Here is a 21571-nt window from a genome sequence, read left to right as displayed (position 1 = left end):
GTATTAGACAATGGCAGAAGAAATGGAAGGAATTGTTCACGTTAGAATTGACGATAGAATGATTCATGGTCAAGTGGCAACCCAGTGGAGTGGCCGCTTAAATGCAACGAGAATTATGGTTATCAATGACTCGATTGTAAATGATGACATGCGTAAAACTGTAGTTAGATTGGCTGCCCCAGCAAACGTAAGCACATCTATTTTAGGAAGAGAAAAGGCGCTAGCTAATATTAAGAGCGGGCGCTATAAGGGACAGAGAGTACTTTTAATCTGCGTTTCTCCGATGGATGTTAATTATTTAATTGATAATGGGTTACCAATTAAAGAGGTTAATGTGGGTAATATGGCGGCAAGAGAAGGTACGGAACGCATCCGACCATCAATTAATGTTACTCAGGAAGAACGTGCATCATTTAAGCAATTAATTGATCGTGGCATAAATGTTACTGTTATTCCGACACCACAAAGTCCAACTGTTTATTTAAAAGATTATATTTAGAAGGATTGAAATTCAATGTTCAACATAATAATAGCTACACATGGTCATCTCGCCGGAGAGTTCTTAAGGGTTTTACAGTCATTTTTTGGCCAAACTAAAAAAGTGAAGACTGTTGAATTGGGTGATCAAGGAATAGATCAATTTTCAAAGAAGGTTGAAAATGTGGTTGAACCATTAGTTGATGAGCCAGTAATTATTTTCTGTGATATAGCTGGTGGGACACCATTTAATGAGTTTGCTAAAAAAAGCACTGCTTGGGAAAATGAATCATATTTATTTGGCGGTGTTAGTTTACCGGTTCTTGTTGAAACTTTGAATTTAAGAATGCAAAACAAGCCACTAAAGGATGTAGTGGATAAAATTGAGAAAATGGTCCCTTTGACACGATTTGAATTAAAAAATGTTAAAGGTGATGATGATGAATAAAGAAAGAATTAACTAAAATGCAAAAAATATTTTATCAACCAAAAGATTATTGGTTTGGGGACTGTATGCCTTTCTTTAATGAGGATGATCAAACTTTTTATCTTTTCCATCAAAGAGATACTCGGAAACCTAAGCCTCTAACTGATCCGTTTGGCTGGTCACTGGTTACAACAAAAGACTTTGTTAATTTTAAAGACTATGGTGAGGTCTTACCCAAAGGATCGCATGATGCAGTTGATCAATTTATTTATGCCGGAAGTGTTACTCAAGGAAAAAATGAGAAGATTGCCTTTTATACAGGTCATAATCGCCAAGCTAAACTAGCTAAAAAGACTTCTGAAGTTTTAATGTCAGCTACTAGCCAAGATTTAGTTCATTGGAAAAAATCAGGTCAAGCAACTAGTTTAGTACCACAAACTGGTTATGATCATAATGATTGGCGTGATCCAGTAATTGTTTATTCTCAAGAAAAGCAATGCTATATCTTAGTTCTTGGTGCAAGATTGCCTAGTGATAAGAAAAAGCCTACAGGTCGATTAGTTTATTTCGAATCTCAAGATCTTAAAAATTGGGATTTCAAAGGTGATTTTTGGACACCAAATGAATTTAATATGATCGAAATGCCTGATCTATTTCAGATAGATGGTGATTGGTACTTAATCTTTTCGGAATATTCTGAAGATAAAAGAACTAAATATCGTGTTGGAAAAGACTTGTTTGGCGTTTGGCATTCTTTAAGCGATGAATTCTTTGATGGTAAAGCTTATTATGCCGCTAGAACGGTAGGTAATGAAAATGTTGGTCGCTTTTTAACAGGCTGGGTAGCGACTAAAAAAAATAATGATGATTTAGGAAATTGGGATTGGGGTGGAGCATTTGTACCGCATCAAGTAATTAAAAGAGAAGACAAAACTCTTGGCGTAACTCTACCTCAAACCATTATTAACAATTTCGCAAAAACAGCCTCCTTACCAACATTTGAATTTGGAAATTCAACCGAAAAAACAGAACACAGTTTTATTGAAAATCTACCAAGTCAGTTTTTACTTGAAGGACAAATCGATGTTCTAGAAGATACTAAAGAATTTGGAATAAAGGCGTTTGTTAATAATGAAACTCGAGAAGGATACCAATATAAAGTCTCGCGTCCTGAACACATGCTTAAATTTACTCATACTCCAAATTACCCTTGGCCATCCTACTTCACTACAGGATTACAGCGTCCAATTTCCTTGGTCAAAAACCAAAAATATGACTTTAAACTGATTGTAGATGATAGTATTATTATTTTGTATATAAACAACATAGCTTTAAGTGCTAGAATGTACAATAAAATGGGCAAGCAGCTAAGTTTCTTTGTAACAGAAGGCAAAATCGCTGTTTCTAATTTGCAGTATCATACTCAATGGAAAGATACTTTAAGATAAAACATGAGGTAAAAAATGTTTTTTAATGGTTTACAACATATAGGAATTCCTACAAGAAAATTTGCTGAAAGTAGGAAATTTTACGAAGCTCTTGGCTTTGAATTAGTGAATACAGAAGACAACGACGGTAGTAAAGTTGGTTTTTACCAGTTAGGTACTTTAATGCTTGAGAGTTGGGAATCACCAGAAGAAGCACCTGAAAAGGTGGGAGCTATCAATCATATTGCCTTAGATACTAAAGAAATTGAAGCTGCTTACGAACAAGTTAAACAATTAAAAGTTGAATTTGTTGAAGATGGTATACAGAGCTTACCATATTGGGAAAATGGTATTAAGTACTTTAATTTCTATGGTCCTAATAAAGAAATTTTTGAAGTTTGTCAAAAACTGTAGCCTTGATAAGCTGAGACCGTCATTTTTTAATGATGGACTTTTCTTGACTAGCTTTATTTATAATTTAGCTTAAAATTAACTTTGTAAATTAGAATTTGAAAACGAAAGGACAACTAAATGTTATTAGGATCAATTGAAGCTGGTGGAACAAAGTTTGTTTGCGCCGTGGGTAACGAAAATTACCAGATTAAAGATCAAACTACTTTCCCAACCACAACTCCAGAGGAAACACTTCGCAAAACAGTCGACTACTTCAAAAAGTTTGATATTGATGCGATTGGAATTGCCTCTTTTGGACCAATCGAAGTACGTAAGACTGCATTGAATTATGGCTACATTACTGACACACCTAAGGCAGGCTGGAGTAATACTGACTTTGTTGGTTATTTGAAAAAAGAGATTGATGTACCGATGTACTTTACAACTGATGTAAATGGATCAGCGTATGGTGAGTACGTCATGTCACAATTATCTAATGAAGATATTGACTCCCTTGTTTATTACACTATTGGCACCGGTGTTGGTGGTGGAGCAATTATTAATGGCAAGTTGGTTGGCTCACTTGGTCACCCTGAAATGGGTCATGTTAAGCTTAAGCGTCATCCTGATGATCTTGATTTTGCAGGTGTTTGTCCTTTCCACAAAGATTGTCTGGAAGGTTTAGTATCCGGTCCAACTTTTGATGCCCGTTTGAATAAGCCAGGCAAGGATGTTTCACTATCAGATCCTGTTTGGGACATCATGAGTTACTACGTTGCTCAAGCTGCTTTGCAAGTTACATTGATTTTGCGCCCTGATAAAATTGTTTTTGGCGGTGGCGTTACTAGTGAAAAGTTCCTAGAAAAAGTAAGACGCGATTTTGCTAAAGTGTTAAATGGCTACGTTCATGTACCCGAACTTGATCAATACATTGTTATGCCTGAAATTGAAAACAATGGTTCGGCGACCGTAGGTGATTTTGCACTCGCAAAGCGATTATTAAGAGAATAATCTATCCAGCATATTAAGCAAAAATTTTCATAAAAGATATAAAAGTCAATAATACTAAAAAAGCCAATGGCATCTATTTGATGTCATTGGCTTTTTGTTGCGTCTATTTAGTAAGGCACCGATAGCCTTAGTCTAATAAGTCAAACTTAAGTGTAGCTAAGTTATGACCTTCGTTAACCATGTTGCTGAGCAATTCAATTGTATTGTTGTAAACTTGGTCGGCCATCTTTTGGTTAGCTTCAGTTAACAAGTCTTCAGCTTCTTTACCTGTAAGACCTGCAGCCTTCTTATCAGTTTCGTGTTGAATAAAGTGGCATTGTGATAATGATTTTTGTTCAAAGTCACTTTCAAGCTCACCATATACCTTAAAATTAGTGTCTCCAAGTTGTGCAGTTAGCTTGTTTAACCAGAAAATCTTGTTGAGATCAAATTTTGGACCGGTTTGGAAGCTTGCAGGAGTGTCATTAACATTGGTATAGAAAGGAACAAAGCTGTTAAAAGTGTTTGGACCGAAGCAAAGCCATTGAACACCAGCGATTTCTTCTGGAACATCATTTCTAACTTGGAGAATATGAGTTTCGAAGTTACGGTTAAGTGCAATTGGGCGATAAGTCTTCTTTTGCTCAGGAGTACCAAGGTCGCCGTATGGGTCAAATGGTGTATCTTGGTAGTGTGAACTTTCTACAAAACAAATGTCTTCAATACTAATCTTACGGTTAGCATGGCAAATGAATGGTTGGTCTTGATCAGTTGGTTTGCCACCAAATTCTGGATCGAAGTAATTGTGTACAAACCAAGCACGAGGGTTGTTGTAGTGTGCATCTTTGACAGTTGAACTACCAAAAATGTGACGCATGTTGTAGCCTTCACGATCAGGGTTTAAGTGGTATTCTTCGATTAAACCTTCCAAAGTATCGTCAGCTAAAAAGCCGTCTTCACCAAAGTGGAATTCATCAATGTTCAAACGGTTAGGAGCAACAACATAAGCGTCATCAGGGATGCGACGAGCGATCCAGTGATGACCACCGATTGTTTCAAGGTACCAAATTTCATCATGGTCAGCAAAAGCCATACCATTCATTTCGTAAGTACCATACTTTTCAAGTAAGTAACCCATCCGTTTAACACCGTCAAGAGCACTGTGGATATAAGGCAATGTCAAGGTAACAAAGTCTTCTTCACCAAGTCCACCTTCAGTTACTAGTGGGTCGATTCCTTGGATGCGGGAATTCGTAGTGATTGTTTCAGTTGCAGTCATTGCAATGTTTTCGGAGTTAATTCCGGCTGCTGCCCAAATACCACTTTCACCTGATACGTCTGGTGCACTAGTGTAGCGTAAAGGAGTATCTGCTAAGTCCTCACCATCAATTTTTTGGTGACTAATAACACTTTCATAGTGCTTAGGTTGCTTTTCTGGTGAAATGAGTTCGAAACCTTCGGGAATAATTTCACGTCCACCGTCTTCACTTCTGGCAATCATTGCTGAGCCATCAATTGAAGCATTTTTACCGACAAGAATAGTCGTACATTCTGCTTTTTTCATTTAATCTGTCCTTTCAAAATAACTTAATCTATATTGTATTAAAAAGGATAGCTATAATGCAAAGAAATACGCAAACTTAACCTGAAATTATTTATTTGATTGTTGGAGTTGAGAAAAAAGTGAAGGAAAATATTTCTTGATTAGATATTGCTTAAATATGTAAAACATGTTTTGCATAAATTACGTAAGAAATAGCGCTATTCACAGTATCAATTAGCAGAAGAAGCCAATGTTAGTCGCCAAACGATTAATGCAATTGAAAATGACAAATATGATCCCTCACTAGATTTGGCTTTTCAGCTGGCAGATATATTAGGGGTTACAGTTGACGAATTGTTTATTAATAAGTTGCCAGCGCAATCAATTGAGATACCTACTTTAGTTTCTGCTATGGGCACTATTGAGTTTAGCAATCTAATCATCATAAGTTAGTGGGCTTTTGCCTTTGCGGATTTCTACCTTGATTGGTAAGAAAATCGTGTGAACTAATTTCAATTAAAAATCATAAAAAACTATAGAGACTAAAAGAGATATACATATGGAAACTAGAAAAATTTTACAGGAAAAATTAGAGGCAACATTACTCCAAATAACGCATGAGTCACTAAACAGCACTTTTGTTGGGTATAGTGAACTTTATAAACAAGTGATTTTTGTCAAAGTTTTTTCTCAAGAAGGTAAATTTTTAACCGAAAAAGCTGTTAATGAACAACTTAATTCATGCGTATTAGGCTTTTTTACGATTGAAAATCCGCAGCGCTTCATATTAATAATGAAGGATTGTGACCCGATAGACTTAAAACTACCGCTTACAACCGAACTGGCTTTTGAAATGGGACAGGAATTGTCAGCTTTTCATCAAAATGTAAAACCATTTGAGGGCATTTATCTTAATGAACAGCTTTTTAAAAAGGTTGAGACGGATGTTAGCAGTCTAAAAAACATTGCGGTCAAGGACAGACTTGAAGAACTGTTAAAAGCATTTAATCCAATTAAAGCCAAAATTGAACATGATTTATGTGCTTATTCCACGGTAGTACTTCATGGTGATGTTGGTGTGCGCAATTACAAACTTGTTAATGGAAAACTGCGTTTAATCGACTTTGAGCGAGCAAGGAAAGGTGTAAACTATCAAGACTTCATTAAACTGTTTTATCAAGATTTTAATTTAAACAAAAATCTGATTAGCTCTTTTATAGAAGGATATAGGGCAAAAGGTGCTAAGGTTGAGATTTTGCCTGAAACACAAGTTTTTCTAATCTTTATTACAGCAGTTGGAATTATGAAGTACGTGGAAAAAATAGAAGGTCAACCGTTTGAAAAGATTGGCGAATTGATGTTAGAAACTTGCACGCAATATTTCAATATGGATTCTGGAAATGAGTCCAAACCGAAATTGAATGCAATAATTGAATAAAGCGTGAGCTATTTTGGTAATTAGAAAAGGCATCTTCGACTTAGAAGATGCCTTTTGGCGCGAACAAAATAATTTTAAGGGAAAATAATTGTTCACATGATATTTGCAGTTTGATTTTTCTATTTTTCCTTTGACTCACCTCCCTTCAATAAAAGATTTAGAAGTGTAGCGGATAAACTGGTGATAACAATTCCGTTACTTAAAAATAATTGAACTGTTGCAGGCAAGTTCTTGAAAAATTGTGGATAAATAGTGACGCCAAGTCCTAAGCCAACTGAAATTGCGATGATTAGGATATTATTGTTGTCACTCAAATCCACTTTTACAAGTGTTTTAATTCCTTGAACGGCAATCATGGTAAACATTACCAGCATTGCGCCACCTAAAACAGGAGTAGGAATAATAGTAACTAGTGCACCAATTTTTGGTAACAGTCCCATAGCCATTAACAGGCCAGCTGCCCAATAAATTGGTCTTTTTGTTTTAATACCTGACAGTTGAAGTAGTCCAACGTTCTGTGAGAAGGTAGTGTACGGAAAAGCATTAAACAAACCACCAAAGATTTGCGCTAATCCTTCTGCACGATACCCCTTTTTTAAATCCTCTTCAGTTACGTCATGGCCGATTAGGTCACCAGTAGCAAAGAAGACACCAGTAGACTCAATCATTGAAACTAATGCGATAATCATCATGGTCAAACTGGATGACCATTCGAATTTTGGAACACCGAAGTAGAATAATTGGGGCAAGTGAAACCAAGAAGCTTCTAAAACTGGTGTCAAGGAAACTCGTCCCATCAAAGAGGCAATTACGGTCCCAGCAACCAAGCCGATAAGAACGGAGATTGACCGCAAGAAGCCTTTAGTCCAGATTTCTAATGCCAAGATAATGAACATTGTGCTGAAAGCCAATATCAGGTTTTGGCTACTACCAAAGTCTTTGGCACTAGCATTGCCACCACCCATATTTTGAACGGCCACAGGGACCAGCGTAAGACCAATAGTAGTGATTAGAGTTCCTGTAACCGCTGGTGGAAAGTACTTCTTGATTTTTGCAAAAACGCCAGAAATCAAGATGACAAAGATCCCCGCAATGATAATGGCACCATACATATCGTTAATCGAAAACTTTTGGCCGATCATTTGTAAAGGTGCAACCGCTTGGATGGCACAACCCAAGATTACTGGGAAACCAATACCAAAATATTTGTTTCGCATGAGTTGTAGTAGTGTTGCAAGCCCACACATAAAGATGTCAATTGAGACAAGATAAGTCATTTGTTCTGCGTTGAACTTTAGCGCGGTTCCAATTAATAATGGAACGGCAACTGCACCGGAGTACATCGCCAATAGGTGCTGTAGACCTAAAATAGCTGCTTTTTGGTGACTAACTTCTTCTTGCTTCATTATTTTCGTCCGCAAATTGAACTTCACCGTTAGCTAAACTAGCGATATTTGCTAAGGATTCTAGGCGGTAGCCGTGTTCTTTAATCCAGCTGCTGCCACCTTGGAAAGTTTTCGCAACCACGATACCGATTCCAGCAACATTAGCATTGGCTTGATTAGCTATGTTAATCATTCCCTTGACTGCTTCGCCGTTAGCCAAAAAGTCATCGATAATCAATAAGTTGTCATCTTCATGTAAAAATTTTTGTTCTACACAAATTTGATTTGTGGTTTTCTTGGTGTAGGAATATACGTCAGCCCAGTAAACCGCATCATTAAGTGTTGATGGCTTTTTCTTGCGGGCAAAAACCATTGGCACATGAAGTTCGTATGCTGCCATTACTCCGGGAGCAATACCAGAAGCCTCGCAGGTTAATACTTTTGTAACTCCGCTTTGATCAAACAGACGAGCAAACTCCTTGCCCACAGCCATCATCAGCTCTGGATCAACCTGATGATTCAGAAAAGAATTAATTTTTAGTACATCACCAGGTAGAACCTCACTGTCTTGACGGATCCGATCTTCTAAAAGCTTCACAATTTCCTCCTTGAAAAATAAAAGGGCCTTCTCTACCAAAACTATGGTAAAAAAGACCCTTAAAGCAGCTTGCGCTGAGTTAATTGCTATTGTTTATCCATAGTTCAGAATTTACGGTTCTGAGTAGAGACTGTCGACCACATTACGACAATATATAGATTGATATTTACTTGTTGAGTGAATTCTAACAAACCAAATTAAGTTGTGCAAGGTGAAGTTGGAATTCAGAATTTTAAACAGCATCGATCAAATATAGTTAAATTGTACAAATGAATTTCCAGTGAAAAAAGTAGTTGACCAAAGAGACAATTCTTAGTACAGTTTAAATAAATTTACGTTTTTTAGAAGAGGAGCTCGGATATTTGTGAAAAAAGACATTCACGATTTTGATGAAATTATCGTTTTAGATTTTGGTAGTCAATATAATCAATTAATTACCAGGCGCTTGCGCGATTTTGGGGTTTATTCTGAGCTCCTACCGCATGACGTCAGTATGGAGAGAATTAAGGAAATTAATCCAAAGGGGCTTATTTTTTCTGGTGGGCCAAATAGTATCTACGGTGAAAATGCACTTAAGGTTGACCCAGCAATTTTTGACTTAGGGATTCCAATCTTAGGTATCTGCTACGGAATGCAATTAATGTCGTACTATCTGGATGGTAAGGTTGAAAAAGCTGACAATTCAGAATACGGTCGTGCAGAAATTGAAGTTGAAGATTCTAGCAACGTTTTATTCAGTGACTTACCAAAAGAGCAATATGTGTGGATGAGTCATGGGGACCTAGTAACTGGAGCACCTAAAGGCTTTGAAGTGGTTGCTTCAAGTAAAAACTGCCCGATTGCTGTGATTGCAAACGATCAAGCCAAAATGTATGGTATTCAATTCCATGCCGAAGTGCGCAACACACAATATGGTCTAGACATTTTACGTAATTTTGCTTTTAAAGTATGTGGTGTCAAAAATGATTGGTCAATGACCGACTTTATTGACTTACAAGTTGCAGAAATCAGAAAAACGGTTGGTGACAAAAAAGTCATTCTTGGTTTATCCGGTGGGGTAGACTCCAGTGTGACCGCAACACTTTTACATAAAGCGATCGGAGATCAATTGACTGCAATTTTCGTTGATCACGGGATGCTGCGTAAAAATGAGGGTGACGAAGTAATGGCAGCCTTAAATCGTGATTTGGGTGTGAACATTATTCGTGTGAACGCCCAAGAACGGTTTTTAAATAAACTAAAAGGTGTCACTGATCCGGAACAAAAACGTAAAATAATTGGTAAGGAATTTATCGAAGTATTTGCTGATGAAGCTAAGAAAATTAAGGATGTTGATTTTTTGGCTCAAGGTACCCTTTACACTGATGTAATTGAAAGTGGAACTAACACAGCACAGACGATTAAGTCGCACCACAATGTAGGTGGTCTTCCTAAGGATCTAAACTTTAAGTTAATTGAGCCATTACGTAAGCTGTTTAAAGATGAAGTGCGCGAATTGGGCGAAAAACTAGGTATTCCACACGATTTGGTTTGGCGTCAACCATTCCCTGGACCTGGTCTTGGTATTAGAGTTCTTGGTGAAGTGACAGAAGACAAGCTAAAAATAGTGCGTGATAGTGATGCTATTTTACGTGACGAAATTAAAAAGGCAGGACTGCAAGAAGACGTATGGCAATACTTTACTGTTTTACCTGGAATTAAATCCGTTGGTGTTATGGGGGATGGCCGTACTTATGACTACACCATTGGTATTCGAGCAGTTACTTCAATTGATGGGATGACAGCAGATTTTGCCCGTCTGCCATGGGATGTTTTGCAAAAAATCTCGACTAGAATTGTCGATGAAGTGCCAAACATTAACCGCGTCGTCTACGATGTAACGAGCAAGCCACCTTCAACAATTGAATGGGAATAAGTTTCTTATGCTAGTTGTAGATGAAAACTATATAAAGAATTTTAGAAATTTCACTAGATAAAACGGTGATTACACGCATAGTTGATTTCGAAGACTCTTAGTTAGTACTAAGAGTCTTTTTGAATATATAAAGGAGAAGCTAAATTAAATGAATAATTTGCTGCTAGGTTTTAATTATAATAATTGGAAAAGAACTTGCAATTTGTTTTTAAATCCAAAAATAAAGCGCTCATTATCAATGTATCTTCAAGATTATCCATTAGCAAAATTAAGCTCTGAGAACATAGAAACAATAAAAAGTGAAGATTTTTTTAACGAGTATATTGAAACCGGTAAAGTGTTTTTTAATTCAACGGTAATATGGCGAACATCAAATTTTATTACTAAAAATAGTGGTGGTTTTAGAGACGCACAATTGCTTTCCCCATTTTTGTTTTTATTGTTACAGGCAATAGGCGTAGAAATTCAGTCCAGGTATGTACCGCTAAGAAGTAAAAATCCTAAATTAATAGCATATTACTCAGGTGATTTTTCTCGCAATATTGTTACTTATAAATCGCAATACAGAGGATTTTGTGAAGTTAACACACAGTTATCAAAAGAATTTCCTTATTTTATAAAAACCGATATAAGTGATTATTTTTCTAATATCAATTTAGACAGATTGCTAGCTATGATAAATAGCAGAATAGATAAAGAAAATAGCTCAAAATTTACTCCGCTTCAACTAAAAATGATAAAAGAGATGTTATATTATTGTGGAAATGGCAAGTTTCCATTAGTTGAAAACAGCACGTGCTCTTCTTTTTTGGCTACTATTATATATTTAGATGAAATTGATGATAAAATGGGATCGTTCATTGATGATATGACTGATATTGAAGATTATAGATTAGTTAGATATGTTGACGACTTATATATTTGGATAAAACCCAAAGATTATCAAAATCAAGATAAAGAAGATTACAACTCGGAATATAATAATATAAGATTTAAATATTCATCACTTTTGCATTCGTACGGATTAACATTAAATACTAATAAAACGCTTTTTTGTAAAAGTGAAGGTATTTTTGAACAACTTAAACTAAATATTTATGATGAGATCATTCCAGAGAAAGAGAATCCGATATCTTTAAATAAAGAAGAAGCAGTCGATAAAATCAAAAATTTTATGAGTGATTTGATAAACTTTAATAAAAAACATAATCTAACAAAAGAAGATTTGGAAAACATAATTGATAATAATTTTAGACCTAAAGATGCAATAGATTTTACTGGAGAAGAGGTTTTGCGAAATATCATTTTTGATAAACCTGAGTATTTAAATGATGGCAATATAATTTCTTCTATCAATAAACTAATTATTGAACGTGGTATATCATTTATTTATTTGTCTCCTAAGCTTTTTACGAATATGGTTTTGAATACCAGCCGTGATCAGAATAGAAACAAAGCTGTAAAAACGCTTTTAAATGAAATTTTTTTGCAATTAAGGTCAGGAGCATTAAATGCATATGATATAAATATCTCTCTATTTTATTTACTAAGAACTGATTTTAAGCATAATGACTTGAAGAATAAAGTAATAAAAGAATATGATCCCAAATTATTTGAGTATATAGCAATGTACTGTGTTAAAGATTTTTTCTGCTCTTTTTGTGAAGAAAATAGAAAGAAATCCATATATTTACAAGTAATCAGCTCGGATTGGAAGACATATTATTTATATGCAAATTATTTATTTGAGCAAGAACGTAATAATAAAATTGAGGCGTTTGCATATTATAAAACCTATTTTGATAGATTTACTGCACTGATTTCTGCTTATACTACAAAAACCAAACTTAAAGTAAAAGATTTTTATAGTATTGAAGATTTAAATAAAGTGTATAAAGACTTAGAAGGGATTAACAGCTATAAAATCATTAAAAAAGCAAATGAATTGAGAAATGAGAATCCACTTGTTCATTCCTCTGCAAAACTAATAGGTAGACCTTCTTTAGAAGGTATTGATGTTTGCATAAAGCAATTACAAGATTTGATTAAATTAAGAATAGAGTCATATGATTAAGTAGAGCAAGATCATAAAGGAAAAATATAATTAAAAAGCAGTACTAATTGAAACTTTCATGTTTCAGAATGATCAAAAAAGATAGATTAAACCGATTTGTAAAAACTAATTATGTTCTGATTGTTTTTTGCTTTCTGGTGATTAAAAAATAAAAAAATTTAAAAGGATGGAGTAGTGAAATAATATGGCAAATACTTTATATCAACACGGTACAATGCAAATGTTAGTTGAAGGTTTATTGGATGGCACAATGCCGATTGAAGATTTATTGACACATGGAAGTATTGGCATCGGCACTGGTGATGGTGTGGATGGTGAACTCGTCATTTTAAACGGTGTTGGCTATAAAATCGATACGAGTGGTAAAGCAGTTGAATTACCAAAAGATTTTAAAGTAACCTATGCAGATGTTTGCAATGATAATTATCGTGAATTTAAGCAATATCAAAATGTTGAATTAGAGCAAATGCTTAATGATGTTCTTGATGCTAATAATGGCCAAAATCAGTTTTTTGCTATTTTGACTAAAGGAATTTTCCAAAAAATTAGAACCAGATCATCTAAAAAGTCTCAAAAGCCCTATCCATCTTTAGGAACGATTGCACAAAATCAGGTTGAATTTGAAACAGAAGATATTGCAGGGACAATGATTACTTTCTACACTCCTAAAGTTTTTCAAGGTGTGGGAGTTTCAGGCTTTCATAACCACTTTTTAGCTGATAACCTATCATTTGGTGGACATGTTTTAGCCGCAACAATGAAGGATGTCACTGTCAGCATTCAACCAATAGAAAATTTTGACTTACATTTACCAGTAAATAGTCAGGAGTATTTGCAAGCTGACTTGAACGATATGAGTAGTCTGGATAATGTGATTTCAAAGTCAGAATAAGCATAAATAAATTATCACTATCTGGTTTACAGGCTTTTAGTCTAGAGTTCTTTGGAAAAATAAATATAATATCCGATAGGGTGATTGTTCTTTGCAACCTTTTGAATGTTAAAAGTGTCGTGATTTTCAATGTTAGAGTTCTTATCTTTACAATTAGAGCAGCCAGTTATTTTCACTATAGAAGTATAGAACTATAAATATATTTATATCAGTTAGAGCGCATTTATATTTTAAATAATGCAATTAAATAGTAAAAGACCACAAAGCTTTGTGGTCTTTTTTGATGCACAGGAAATAAAAATAAATTGTCACAGTTCCAGAATATTATAATCATTCAATATACAAATTTTGATAATAATTATCACTATATGACTTAAATTTATCATAGCCACCATGAGTATCGACTATTATACCTCTAAAATACACAGTTGCGATTTTATTTTTATCCAAATAACGAGTTACTATTGAAGTATCAGATCTTTTAGATAGACTTGAGATATTTGAGAATACTTTAGGAAGAGAACTGTTTTCAAATTTTATTTCAAGCATACCTTTTCCCAAATTTGACGTTTTAATTTTAGCTTTGCCGTAAAAAATTCGAACTTCGTTTCTTAAAGGCCTATCTTCAGTAGAAGATATAAAGAGGTCATTTAGTGATAATAATGAACTACCAATATCGATTAATTGTTTACTATTGTCAGTTTTCTTATCTTTAAAAAGTCTCACAAAGCTTGCAATTGAAAAAATGTGGCGAGTTTCCCACTTTGTTTGTTTACCGTGGTTATAACTAGAATTATTAGAATTACCAGAACTACCACTTTTAGAAAATGAAGCAGCTTTTCCCGAAGGGTGATGTGTAACTTGTCTAACGGGTTTTTTCATTTTAATTATTCCGTTTTTTCTAATTTGCCCTTTTGCCAACTCATATTCTGTATTTTTACTATCTTTAGTTTCATGTTCAGATGCTTCAGTACATCCATATATATGCTGCTCTTCATGTGAAGTAGGTGTGAAGTAATATCTATTATTATTTTTGTGATTAGCTTCTTTGCGCCAATTAGTGCATGTCAGGGGGATGTTGCAGTATGAGTCAGGGCACCTAAAAGCATGCCTATCTGTAAGATCGCCTTCAATTGAAAGTTTCCACGCTGTTTTTGCGTCCATACTACGACGCTCTTTTTCTATACTAATTGCGTGGTCACTCATTACAGCATCCTCCTAAAATTGTAAACGGAAAATAAAAACAAATTTCTTCTTATTATAAATCCATAGTTAATTTTAAACAATATGATTTAAGATAAAATTAATAAATTAAAGAAATCATTTTTCTTGGACAAAGGCATAGTAGGTACCAGTACCAAGACATTTAGTGATTATCGAGGCAATTTCAGTGACTGGAGCTGTCGGCTTTATTTCAAACCACCAAAGCAAGACTTGCATAGCTGAAGCAGCAAACAAATTAGCCTGTAATTGATCGTAAGCCGTTATTTCACTGTTTTCAGCATAAAGACCAATAATGAACTTGTTGGCGACAATATTTTGCATTTGTTCAAACACATTAACTTCAATATTAGGAGACCACATTACTTTAAGCCATTCACGATGATGAAAAATAGGCAAGAGGGCTTTAGGCAGATTTGCTTCGTATGATTTTAAATCCTGATTCGGATTAATAAATGAAACATCAAGTCGCTCCGAAAAGTTTCGTATTGTTTCAGTAATCATTTTTTCGCGTAAATCATATTTATCTTCATAGTATTTATAAAAAGTCGATTTGTTAATCATCATAGCTTCGGTTAAGTCTTGAATAGAAATTTTGGAAAAAGTCTTTTCATTAATACACTTTGTGAATCCTTGCTGAATCATTAACTTGGTTTTTTTAACGCGCAGATCTGTTTTTGCTACCACTTCAAAATCCTCAAATTTTAGAATAAAACAACTATTTTTCTCAATAAGTTGCTTAAGCAACTTATTATCGCAATCCTCTGATTTTATGCCTTTTAATTTAATGATACAACTAAATTATTAGAAAAGAGGTTAATAAAATGAACTATGAAAAAATCGCCAATGAAATTAAAAATAAAGTTGGTGGAGAAGAAAATATTAAGGCAGTTACTCACTGCGCAACTAGACTAAGAATAAATGTTAAAGATTCTGAAAAAGTTGATTTTGATAGTATTAAGAAAATATCTGGTGTTGTCGATGCAGTATATAGCAATGGACAAGTTCAAGTTGTAATAGGAACCGATGTGCCTAAGGTATACGATGCATTTATGGAAATCTATGATGTTTCCAATAGTAATCAAAGTACAGATGAAGAAGTTACTAAGAATAAACAGAGCGCTTTTTCTAAACTGATTGATTTTATTGCTAGCAGCTTTACACCTATTTTGCCAGCCATTATTGGGGGAGGGCTCCTAAAAGGAATAATTGCGATTTTTGTTGCTTTTAACGTATTATCAATCAAAAGTATTGATTATCAGGTCTTGTCGTTTATTGCTGATGCAAGTTTTCAATTTTTACCAGTTCTTTTAGCATACACATCAGCCAAAAAGCTAAAGGCTAATCCGTATATTGCGGTAACTTTGGCAGGTGTATTGATGAGTTCCAGCTTTGGAATGCTAATTAATCAACATGCTAAAATCGTCTTATTTGGGTTGCCTATTCGACCGGTTAATTATGCTTCCAGTGTTATTCCAATTTTATTGATTGTTTACGTACAGTCAAAGATTGAGAAGTACTTAAATAAAGTTTTTCCAGCAACTGTTGGAATGTTCTTAACACCAACTATTTCAATCTTTGTTAATGCTATTTTGGGATTGGTGATTTTAGGACCTTTGGGCTCATACATAGGGGACTACTTAGGCATGGCGATTGGCTACCTAAATCAAAATATTCCTTGGTTAGCTCCGACAATTCTAGGCGCTTTCTCACCATTAATTGTAATGATGGGTATGCATTATTCATTGTTTCCAATAGCACTTCAATCAATTTCACGCTTTGGTTATGATTCATTTTTCACACCAGCTGGGCTAGTTTCTAACATTGCTCAAGCAGGAGCAGGATTTGCAGTAGCAGTTAAAACTAAAGATAAGAAAATGAAATCAACAGCATTTTCAACTTCAATTACTGCTTTGTTGGGAGTTACAGAGCCCGTTTTATATGGTGTTAATTTAAAATTGAAGAAGCCTCTATATGCTGCAATTGTTGGCGGTGCTATTGGAGGATTATATGCGGGTATAACTTTTGTTACATCAACTGCAATGGCTAGTCCTGGTATTTTAGCACTCGCTTTATTTGCCAAAACGATTAAAAATTTAATTAATGCAATTATTGCTATGCTAATCGCATTTTTGGTTTCTTTTCTGCTGGGTTTGCTTTTACTAAAAGATGATGACAAAAGTAAAAAACATGTTCAAGATGAAAAAAATGAGCTATCAGTATCTAGCGTAACTGATGGACAGATTGTGTATTTATCAAGAGTAAATGATAAAGCCTTTTCTAGTGAGCAGATGGGAAAAGGGATTGCATTTATTTCAAAAAAAGGTGATGTTTATGCGCCGACTTCAGGTGAAATTTCTTTAGTTTTTCCAACAAAGCATGCTTATGGAATTAAGACACCAGAAAATATTGAGCTACTAATTCATCTTGGAATTAATACCGTTGAACTAAAAGGAAAGTACTTTGAGAGTTTTGTAACGCAGGGACAGACTGTCAAACAAGGACAAAAAATAGCTCATTTTAATTTAGACAAGATATCGCAAGCTGGATACGACCCGACAATAATGCTGATTGTTACTGAACCACAAGGATTAGTGCCTCAAGTTTGTGTAGCAGATAATCAGGAAGTAACTAAGAGTGATAAAGTTATTAATTTAATACAGGGGTGAAAATTTTGTATCAGTTAAGAATATATACGATTGAATCAAAAAAGAACGCACAAGAATATTTTGATGTACATTGGACAAAGCATATTGTCAGTTTGAAAAAATTCAATATTGAAGTTTGTGATGTTTATATGGAAGATGAACCAGATAGTAAAAACTGTTACCGAGTAATTGCAGTAGTTATGGCTGAGAATAAAGCAAGCTTATTATCGTCGAATGAAGAGTACATGAGAAGTCAAGCTTTCGAAGAAGACATGCAGGGCTTTGATATGAGTGCAATCAAAAATGTTGAAGCAATTAATTTAAATAGAAAGCATTTTTAGTAATACCAATGAAAAAAGACTTTTTATACGGAGTGGGTACCTCTGCAAGTCAAATTGAGGGCTCGTATGCAGTGGATGGTAAAGGCTTAAGTATGGCAGATTTATTACCTGCAAATAAGAAAAAACGTTTTAGCTGTGTTCAAGATGGTAGCTTTGCTTTGGCGAATTATGATACGCAACAGGAATATTATCCTACACATAATGCAATAGATTTTTATCATACTTATAAAGACGATATTAGACTTTTGGCTGGATTAGGAATAAATTCCATTCGAATTTCGATTATGTGGTCACGTATTTTTCCAACAGGAGAAGAGAATGAGCCAAATGAAGCTGGATTAACCTTTTATAAAAGCGTTGTAGATGAATGCTTAAAATATGGCCTTGAACCAATTGTTACGATTAGTCATTTTGATATACCAGTTCACCTAATTAAAAAATATGGCGGTTGGGCTAGTAGAAAAATGATTGATGCATATTTAAAACTTTGTCAGGTTCTTTTTACTACTTTCAAAAACAAAGTGCATTATTGGATTACGTTCAATGAAATAAATATGATTCTTCATCTACCTTTTGTTGGAGGTGGTCTTTGCTTCAAAGAAGGCGAAAATAAGGAACAAAAAATGTACCAAGCAGCGCACTATCAATTAGTTGCTTCTAGTGCTGCTACTAACCTAGCTCATCAAATTGATCCTAAAAATAATATTGGATGTATGCTTGCGGCTGGAGAAGTTTATCCATTTTCTTGCAATCCTGACGACATATTAGCAGCTTTACAAAAAAATCGTGAACAGTATTTCTTTTCTGATATACAGGTAAGAGGGTATTATCCATCATATGCAAGGGAATTATTTGACCAAAAACAAATCAAACTGGATATTTTACCTGAAGATAATGAAATACTAAAAAATACAGTTGATTTTGTTTCTTTATCTTACTATTCAAGTAGGTGCGTAAGTGTAGACCCTAAAGTACAACAAAATATCACTAATGGGAATGCATTTGCCTCAGTTAAAAATCCATATTTAGATGTATCTGATTGGGGATGGCAAATTGATCCGGTTGGTTTTAGAATTACTTTGAATAACTTGTATGATCGATATCAAAAGCCGCTTATGGTTGTTGAAAATGGATTGGGCGCTATGGATAAGTTAACTAGCGAGCAGGAAGTTCATGATACGTATCGTATTGATTATTTACAAAAGCACTTATCCGCGCTTCAGGATTCACAAAAAGACGGTGTAGATTTAATTGGCTATATGGCATGGAGTGGCATAGATTCAGTTAGCGCTTCTACAGGTGAAATGAGCAAACGTTATGGTTTTTTATATGTTGATTATGATAATTCTGGCCAAGGGTCAGGTAAAAGAGTTAAGAAGGATTCATATTTTTGGTTTAAAAACTGGCTAACCAAAAATAGTTAATGTTAATTATCAACAAAAGCGAGTCATATCAGAGTGACTCGCTTTTGCTTCTTAAATAAATTGATTTTAAGTATTAAAGGTGCTGACCAAAAACTTGGCTAGCACTTTTTTCATGCCTTAATTTTAGCTTCTTGTGATTACTATTTCGCCTCTTATTACCAAATGCGCTACAAATTTCATTTTCGCTAGTATGCTTAATTTAAATTGAAGAGGAGGTGTCGCTATGTTAATTGAAACGCATAAGTTAACTAAAAAATTTGGTGATAAAATTGCCGTTAACAAAGCTAATATTCAAATCAAGCGAGGACAATTAGTGGCGTATTTGGGAACAAATGGCGCAGGCAAATCTACTACAATAAATATGTTAACAGGACTATTAAAACCAACTTCGGGAATCATTTCAAAAGCTTCAAATCTTAAAATAGGGGTAGTTTTCCAAAATAGTGTTTTAGATAATGCTTTAACAGTCAAAGATAACCTTTATTTAAGAGCTCAGATGTATCGCAATTATTCGCCAGATTGGCTTGAACATCTGATTGCTTTGATGGATATCAAAGAATTTTCAAATCAAAAATTTGGCACTTTATCAGGTGGGCAAAAAAGGAGAGTAGACATTGCTCGAGCACTGATTTGTAAACCGGACTTGCTCTTTTTAGATGAACCAACTACAGGGCTTGATATTCAAACCAGAATTGTTATTTGGAACTTATTGACCAAATTGCAACAACAGCAAAACCTAACTATATTTTTGACAACTCATTATTTAGAAGAGGCAGAAAATGCTGATCAAATGTATATTTTGGAAAATGGTCAAATTCTTGCAAGTGGTTCTGCAGCAAAAATCAAGACGGAATTTGCCCCTAATAAACTAATTCTTACTGTGAATGACACCGAAATTTTACAGGCTAAACAAAAAGTCATTCAGTTCAGTCACAATCAGGTTGAAATTGATTCATTATCTCCCCAAGAAGCAATTGGAATTTTAAAAATCAATCAAGAAAATATTACTGATTTCTCTTACCGCAAAGGAACAATCAATGATGCCTTCCTTCAGATTACTGGAAAGGAGATACATTAAATGTTTGCTTTATTTCGTAGAAATTTAAAAATTTATTTCTCTAACATTCCTGGTGTATTCATGTCATGCCTGGGTGCACTGATTTCCTTCTTTATCTATATTGGCTTTTTGCAAAATAATTTAAAAAGCAATTGGCAGCAATTACCTCATGTGACTAAGATGTTGGATTTATGGATGATAGCAGGTATCGTTGCAGTTTCTGGTATTACTACAGCTTTTCAAGCTTTGGGTCAACAAGTAAGTGATCGCGAAACTCGAGCTGAGGCCGATTTTGAACTGACAGGAATACCACGCTTTGCAGAAAATTTTGCATATATTTTATCCGGTATAGTAGTCAGCTTTTTTATGCAAATCATCACTTTTGTTGTGATGGCAATGTACTTTTCATTAGTTGATCATATTACGATTCCTCAATCAGCCTATTTACCAGGACTTTTGTATATCTTGGTAGGTGCGATTGCAGCAACTTTATTAGATGAAATAATCGTGCTTTTCATGCATTCCAGCACTACTTTTAGCAGACTTTCCGCTGTTTTAGGAGCTGCTGCTGGCTTTGCTGTAGCGACTTATTTGCCATACGGTATATTAGTCTCCCAAGCACAGAGTTTGGTAAAATTAATACCAAGTAGTTATGAAGCAGCTGCTTTAAGAGACTTTTTACTTAAACAGGCATTGGCAGATCTTCCAAATCGTGTAAAAAGTCATCTTGTTTATTATTTAGGAATACAATTTAAGATGAATAGTTATCGACTAAATAATATGCTCGTTTTGCTATTAATGATTGCAATACTAATTTTGGTAATTGGGTTGCTTTCTTTTATCACTGATAGAAGGCGCAATAAGTAAAGTGAAAATTGAATTTAAAACAGATTCGACTTTAGACGAACAAGAAATTGAAGTTGAAATTAAAGCAGCTCAAAAAAGTGAAGCAGTTAATAATTTAATTAGCTATTTGCATAAATTTGGCAAAAAAAGATATGATCTTTTACCAATTAAAGTGGAAGACTGTATAGTAACAATTAAGCGTACAGAAATTATTAAAGTAGAAATTCAAGCAACAGATATTACGTTTTATACTACTGAAAACATAATAAAAACAACTGGTCGATTATATCAGGTACTAGAAAAACTGGGGGATGGATTTATTCAGGTTTCAAAACACGGCATTATTAATATCAATTTTCTGGAATCGATAGAAGTAGGCTTTTCAGGAAATATGATTGCACTTTTAAAAAACAATCTAAAAGCCGACGTTTCTAGACTGTATTTGCCTGCATTAAAAAGAGAGTTAGGTCTTTAA

At 34.5% G+C, this 21571-nt stretch carries 20 protein-coding genes, 1 pseudogene and 1 riboswitch; of the genes and pseudogenes, 16 read left to right on the top strand and 5 right to left on the bottom strand.

Annotated features, from left to right (window positions below; genetic code table 11):
• Positions 1-10 precede the first annotated feature (10 nt).
• The 5 genes from DKL56_RS06460 to scrK all read left to right on the top strand — a co-directional run bounded on the left by DKL56_RS06460 (position 11) and on the right by scrK (position 3735).
• Entirely contained in the window at positions 11-499 is a 489-nt protein-coding gene (locus DKL56_RS06460; protein WP_109715803.1) for a PTS sugar transporter subunit IIB, read from the top strand.
• A gap of 15 nt (positions 500-514) precedes the next feature.
• Positions 515-925: a PTS sugar transporter subunit IIA gene (locus DKL56_RS06455; protein ID WP_109715802.1), complete on the top strand. Its 411-nt coding sequence runs from the start codon at positions 515-517 to the stop codon at positions 923-925.
• Positions 926-942: 17 nt separating this feature from the next.
• Positions 943-2352: a glycoside hydrolase family 32 protein gene (locus DKL56_RS06450; RefSeq protein WP_109715801.1), complete on the top strand. Its 1410-nt coding sequence runs from the start codon at positions 943-945 to the stop codon at positions 2350-2352.
• A 15-nt stretch (positions 2353-2367) separates the two neighbouring features.
• The gene (locus tag DKL56_RS06445; RefSeq protein WP_109715800.1) at positions 2368-2745 is read left to right on the top strand and encodes a VOC family protein; all 378 of its coding nucleotides are present in this window, start codon (positions 2368-2370) and stop codon (positions 2743-2745) included.
• 117 nt (positions 2746-2862) lie between these two features.
• Positions 2863-3735 (top strand): fructokinase ScrK, encoded by an 873-nt coding sequence (gene scrK, locus DKL56_RS06440; protein ID WP_109715799.1) that lies wholly within the window; start codon positions 2863-2865, stop codon positions 3733-3735.
• 127 nt (positions 3736-3862) lie between these two features.
• Here scrK and DKL56_RS06435 read toward each other — a convergent pair whose 3' ends face one another.
• On the bottom strand, positions 3863-5278 hold the full coding sequence (locus DKL56_RS06435; RefSeq protein WP_109715798.1) for a C69 family dipeptidase: 1416 nt from the start codon (positions 5276-5278) through the stop codon (positions 3863-3865).
• A gap of 201 nt (positions 5279-5479) precedes the next feature.
• Here DKL56_RS06435 and DKL56_RS06430 point away from each other — a divergent pair.
• Both DKL56_RS06430 and DKL56_RS06425 read left to right on the top strand, forming a co-directional pair.
• Positions 5480-5620, top strand: a pseudogene (locus tag DKL56_RS06430) (helix-turn-helix transcriptional regulator); the annotation flags it as partial.
• 196 nt (positions 5621-5816) lie between these two features.
• Positions 5817-6695, top strand: a complete 879-nt coding sequence (locus DKL56_RS06425) for a phosphotransferase family protein (RefSeq protein ID WP_204116341.1) — start codon at positions 5817-5819, stop codon at positions 6693-6695.
• Between the two features lie 119 nt (positions 6696-6814).
• Here DKL56_RS06425 and DKL56_RS06420 read toward each other — a convergent pair whose 3' ends face one another.
• Together DKL56_RS06420 and DKL56_RS06415 are read right to left on the bottom strand one after the other, a co-directional pair.
• Positions 6815-8101, bottom strand: a complete 1287-nt coding sequence (locus tag DKL56_RS06420) for a nucleobase:cation symporter-2 family protein (protein WP_109715797.1) — start codon at positions 8099-8101, stop codon at positions 6815-6817.
• On the bottom strand, positions 8082-8678 hold the full coding sequence (locus tag DKL56_RS06415) for a xanthine phosphoribosyltransferase (protein ID WP_109715796.1): 597 nt from the start codon (positions 8676-8678) through the stop codon (positions 8082-8084). Before DKL56_RS06415 ends, DKL56_RS06420 begins: the two co-directional genes overlap by 20 nt.
• Before the next feature lie 80 nt (positions 8679-8758).
• Positions 8759-8856, bottom strand: a riboswitch (purine riboswitch).
• Positions 8857-9042: 186 nt separating this feature from the next.
• On the opposite strand from DKL56_RS06415, the gene guaA reads away from it, so the two are divergent.
• The 3 genes from guaA to budA all read left to right on the top strand — a co-directional run bounded on the left by guaA (position 9043) and on the right by budA (position 13559).
• Positions 9043-10593, top strand: a complete 1551-nt coding sequence (gene guaA, locus DKL56_RS06410; protein ID WP_109715795.1) for a glutamine-hydrolyzing GMP synthase — start codon at positions 9043-9045, stop codon at positions 10591-10593.
• Between the two features lie 148 nt (positions 10594-10741).
• Positions 10742-12667 (top strand): AbiA family abortive infection protein, encoded by a 1926-nt coding sequence (locus DKL56_RS06405; RefSeq protein WP_109715794.1) that lies wholly within the window; start codon positions 10742-10744, stop codon positions 12665-12667.
• A gap of 184 nt (positions 12668-12851) precedes the next feature.
• A complete protein-coding gene (gene budA, locus DKL56_RS06400) occupies positions 12852-13559 on the top strand; it encodes an acetolactate decarboxylase (protein ID WP_109715793.1) in 708 nt (235 codons plus the stop codon).
• 330 nt (positions 13560-13889) lie between these two features.
• Here budA and DKL56_RS06395 read toward each other — a convergent pair whose 3' ends face one another.
• Both DKL56_RS06395 and DKL56_RS06390 read right to left on the bottom strand, forming a co-directional pair.
• Entirely contained in the window at positions 13890-14765 is an 876-nt protein-coding gene (locus DKL56_RS06395) for a hypothetical protein (RefSeq protein ID WP_109715792.1), read from the bottom strand.
• Between the two features lie 114 nt (positions 14766-14879).
• The gene (locus tag DKL56_RS06390) at positions 14880-15467 is read right to left on the bottom strand and encodes a TetR/AcrR family transcriptional regulator (protein WP_109715791.1); all 588 of its coding nucleotides are present in this window, start codon (positions 15465-15467) and stop codon (positions 14880-14882) included.
• Positions 15468-15604: 137 nt separating this feature from the next.
• On the opposite strand from DKL56_RS06390, the gene DKL56_RS06385 reads away from it, so the two are divergent.
• From DKL56_RS06385 to DKL56_RS06360, 6 genes are all read left to right on the top strand, one after another.
• Positions 15605-17449 carry a beta-glucoside-specific PTS transporter subunit IIABC gene (locus DKL56_RS06385; protein ID WP_109715790.1) on the top strand — a complete coding sequence of 615 codons (1845 nt, stop codon included), beginning with the start codon at positions 15605-15607 and terminating at the stop codon, positions 17447-17449.
• A gap of 5 nt (positions 17450-17454) precedes the next feature.
• Complete coding sequence (locus DKL56_RS06380; protein WP_109715789.1) at positions 17455-17769, top strand: hypothetical protein; 315 nt, start codon at positions 17455-17457, stop codon at positions 17767-17769.
• Between the two features lie 8 nt (positions 17770-17777).
• Complete coding sequence (locus DKL56_RS06375; protein WP_109715788.1) at positions 17778-19193, top strand: 6-phospho-beta-glucosidase; 1416 nt, start codon at positions 17778-17780, stop codon at positions 19191-19193.
• A gap of 223 nt (positions 19194-19416) precedes the next feature.
• A complete protein-coding gene (locus tag DKL56_RS06370) occupies positions 19417-20271 on the top strand; it encodes an ABC transporter ATP-binding protein (RefSeq protein WP_109715787.1) in 855 nt (284 codons plus the stop codon).
• A complete protein-coding gene (locus tag DKL56_RS06365; protein ID WP_109715786.1) occupies positions 20272-21117 on the top strand; it encodes a multidrug ABC transporter permease in 846 nt (281 codons plus the stop codon). It begins immediately after the preceding gene.
• Between the two features lies 1 nt (position 21118).
• Positions 21119-21571: a LytTR family DNA-binding domain-containing protein gene (locus DKL56_RS06360; protein ID WP_109715785.1), complete on the top strand. Its 453-nt coding sequence runs from the start codon at positions 21119-21121 to the stop codon at positions 21569-21571.

The organism is Lactobacillus apis, from assembly GCF_003150935.1.
Taxonomy (GTDB): Bacteria; Bacillota; Bacilli; order Lactobacillales; family Lactobacillaceae; genus Lactobacillus; species Lactobacillus apis.
Note: the sequence above shows the minus strand (reverse complement) of the source record. Positions and strands in the feature narration are given on the sequence as shown.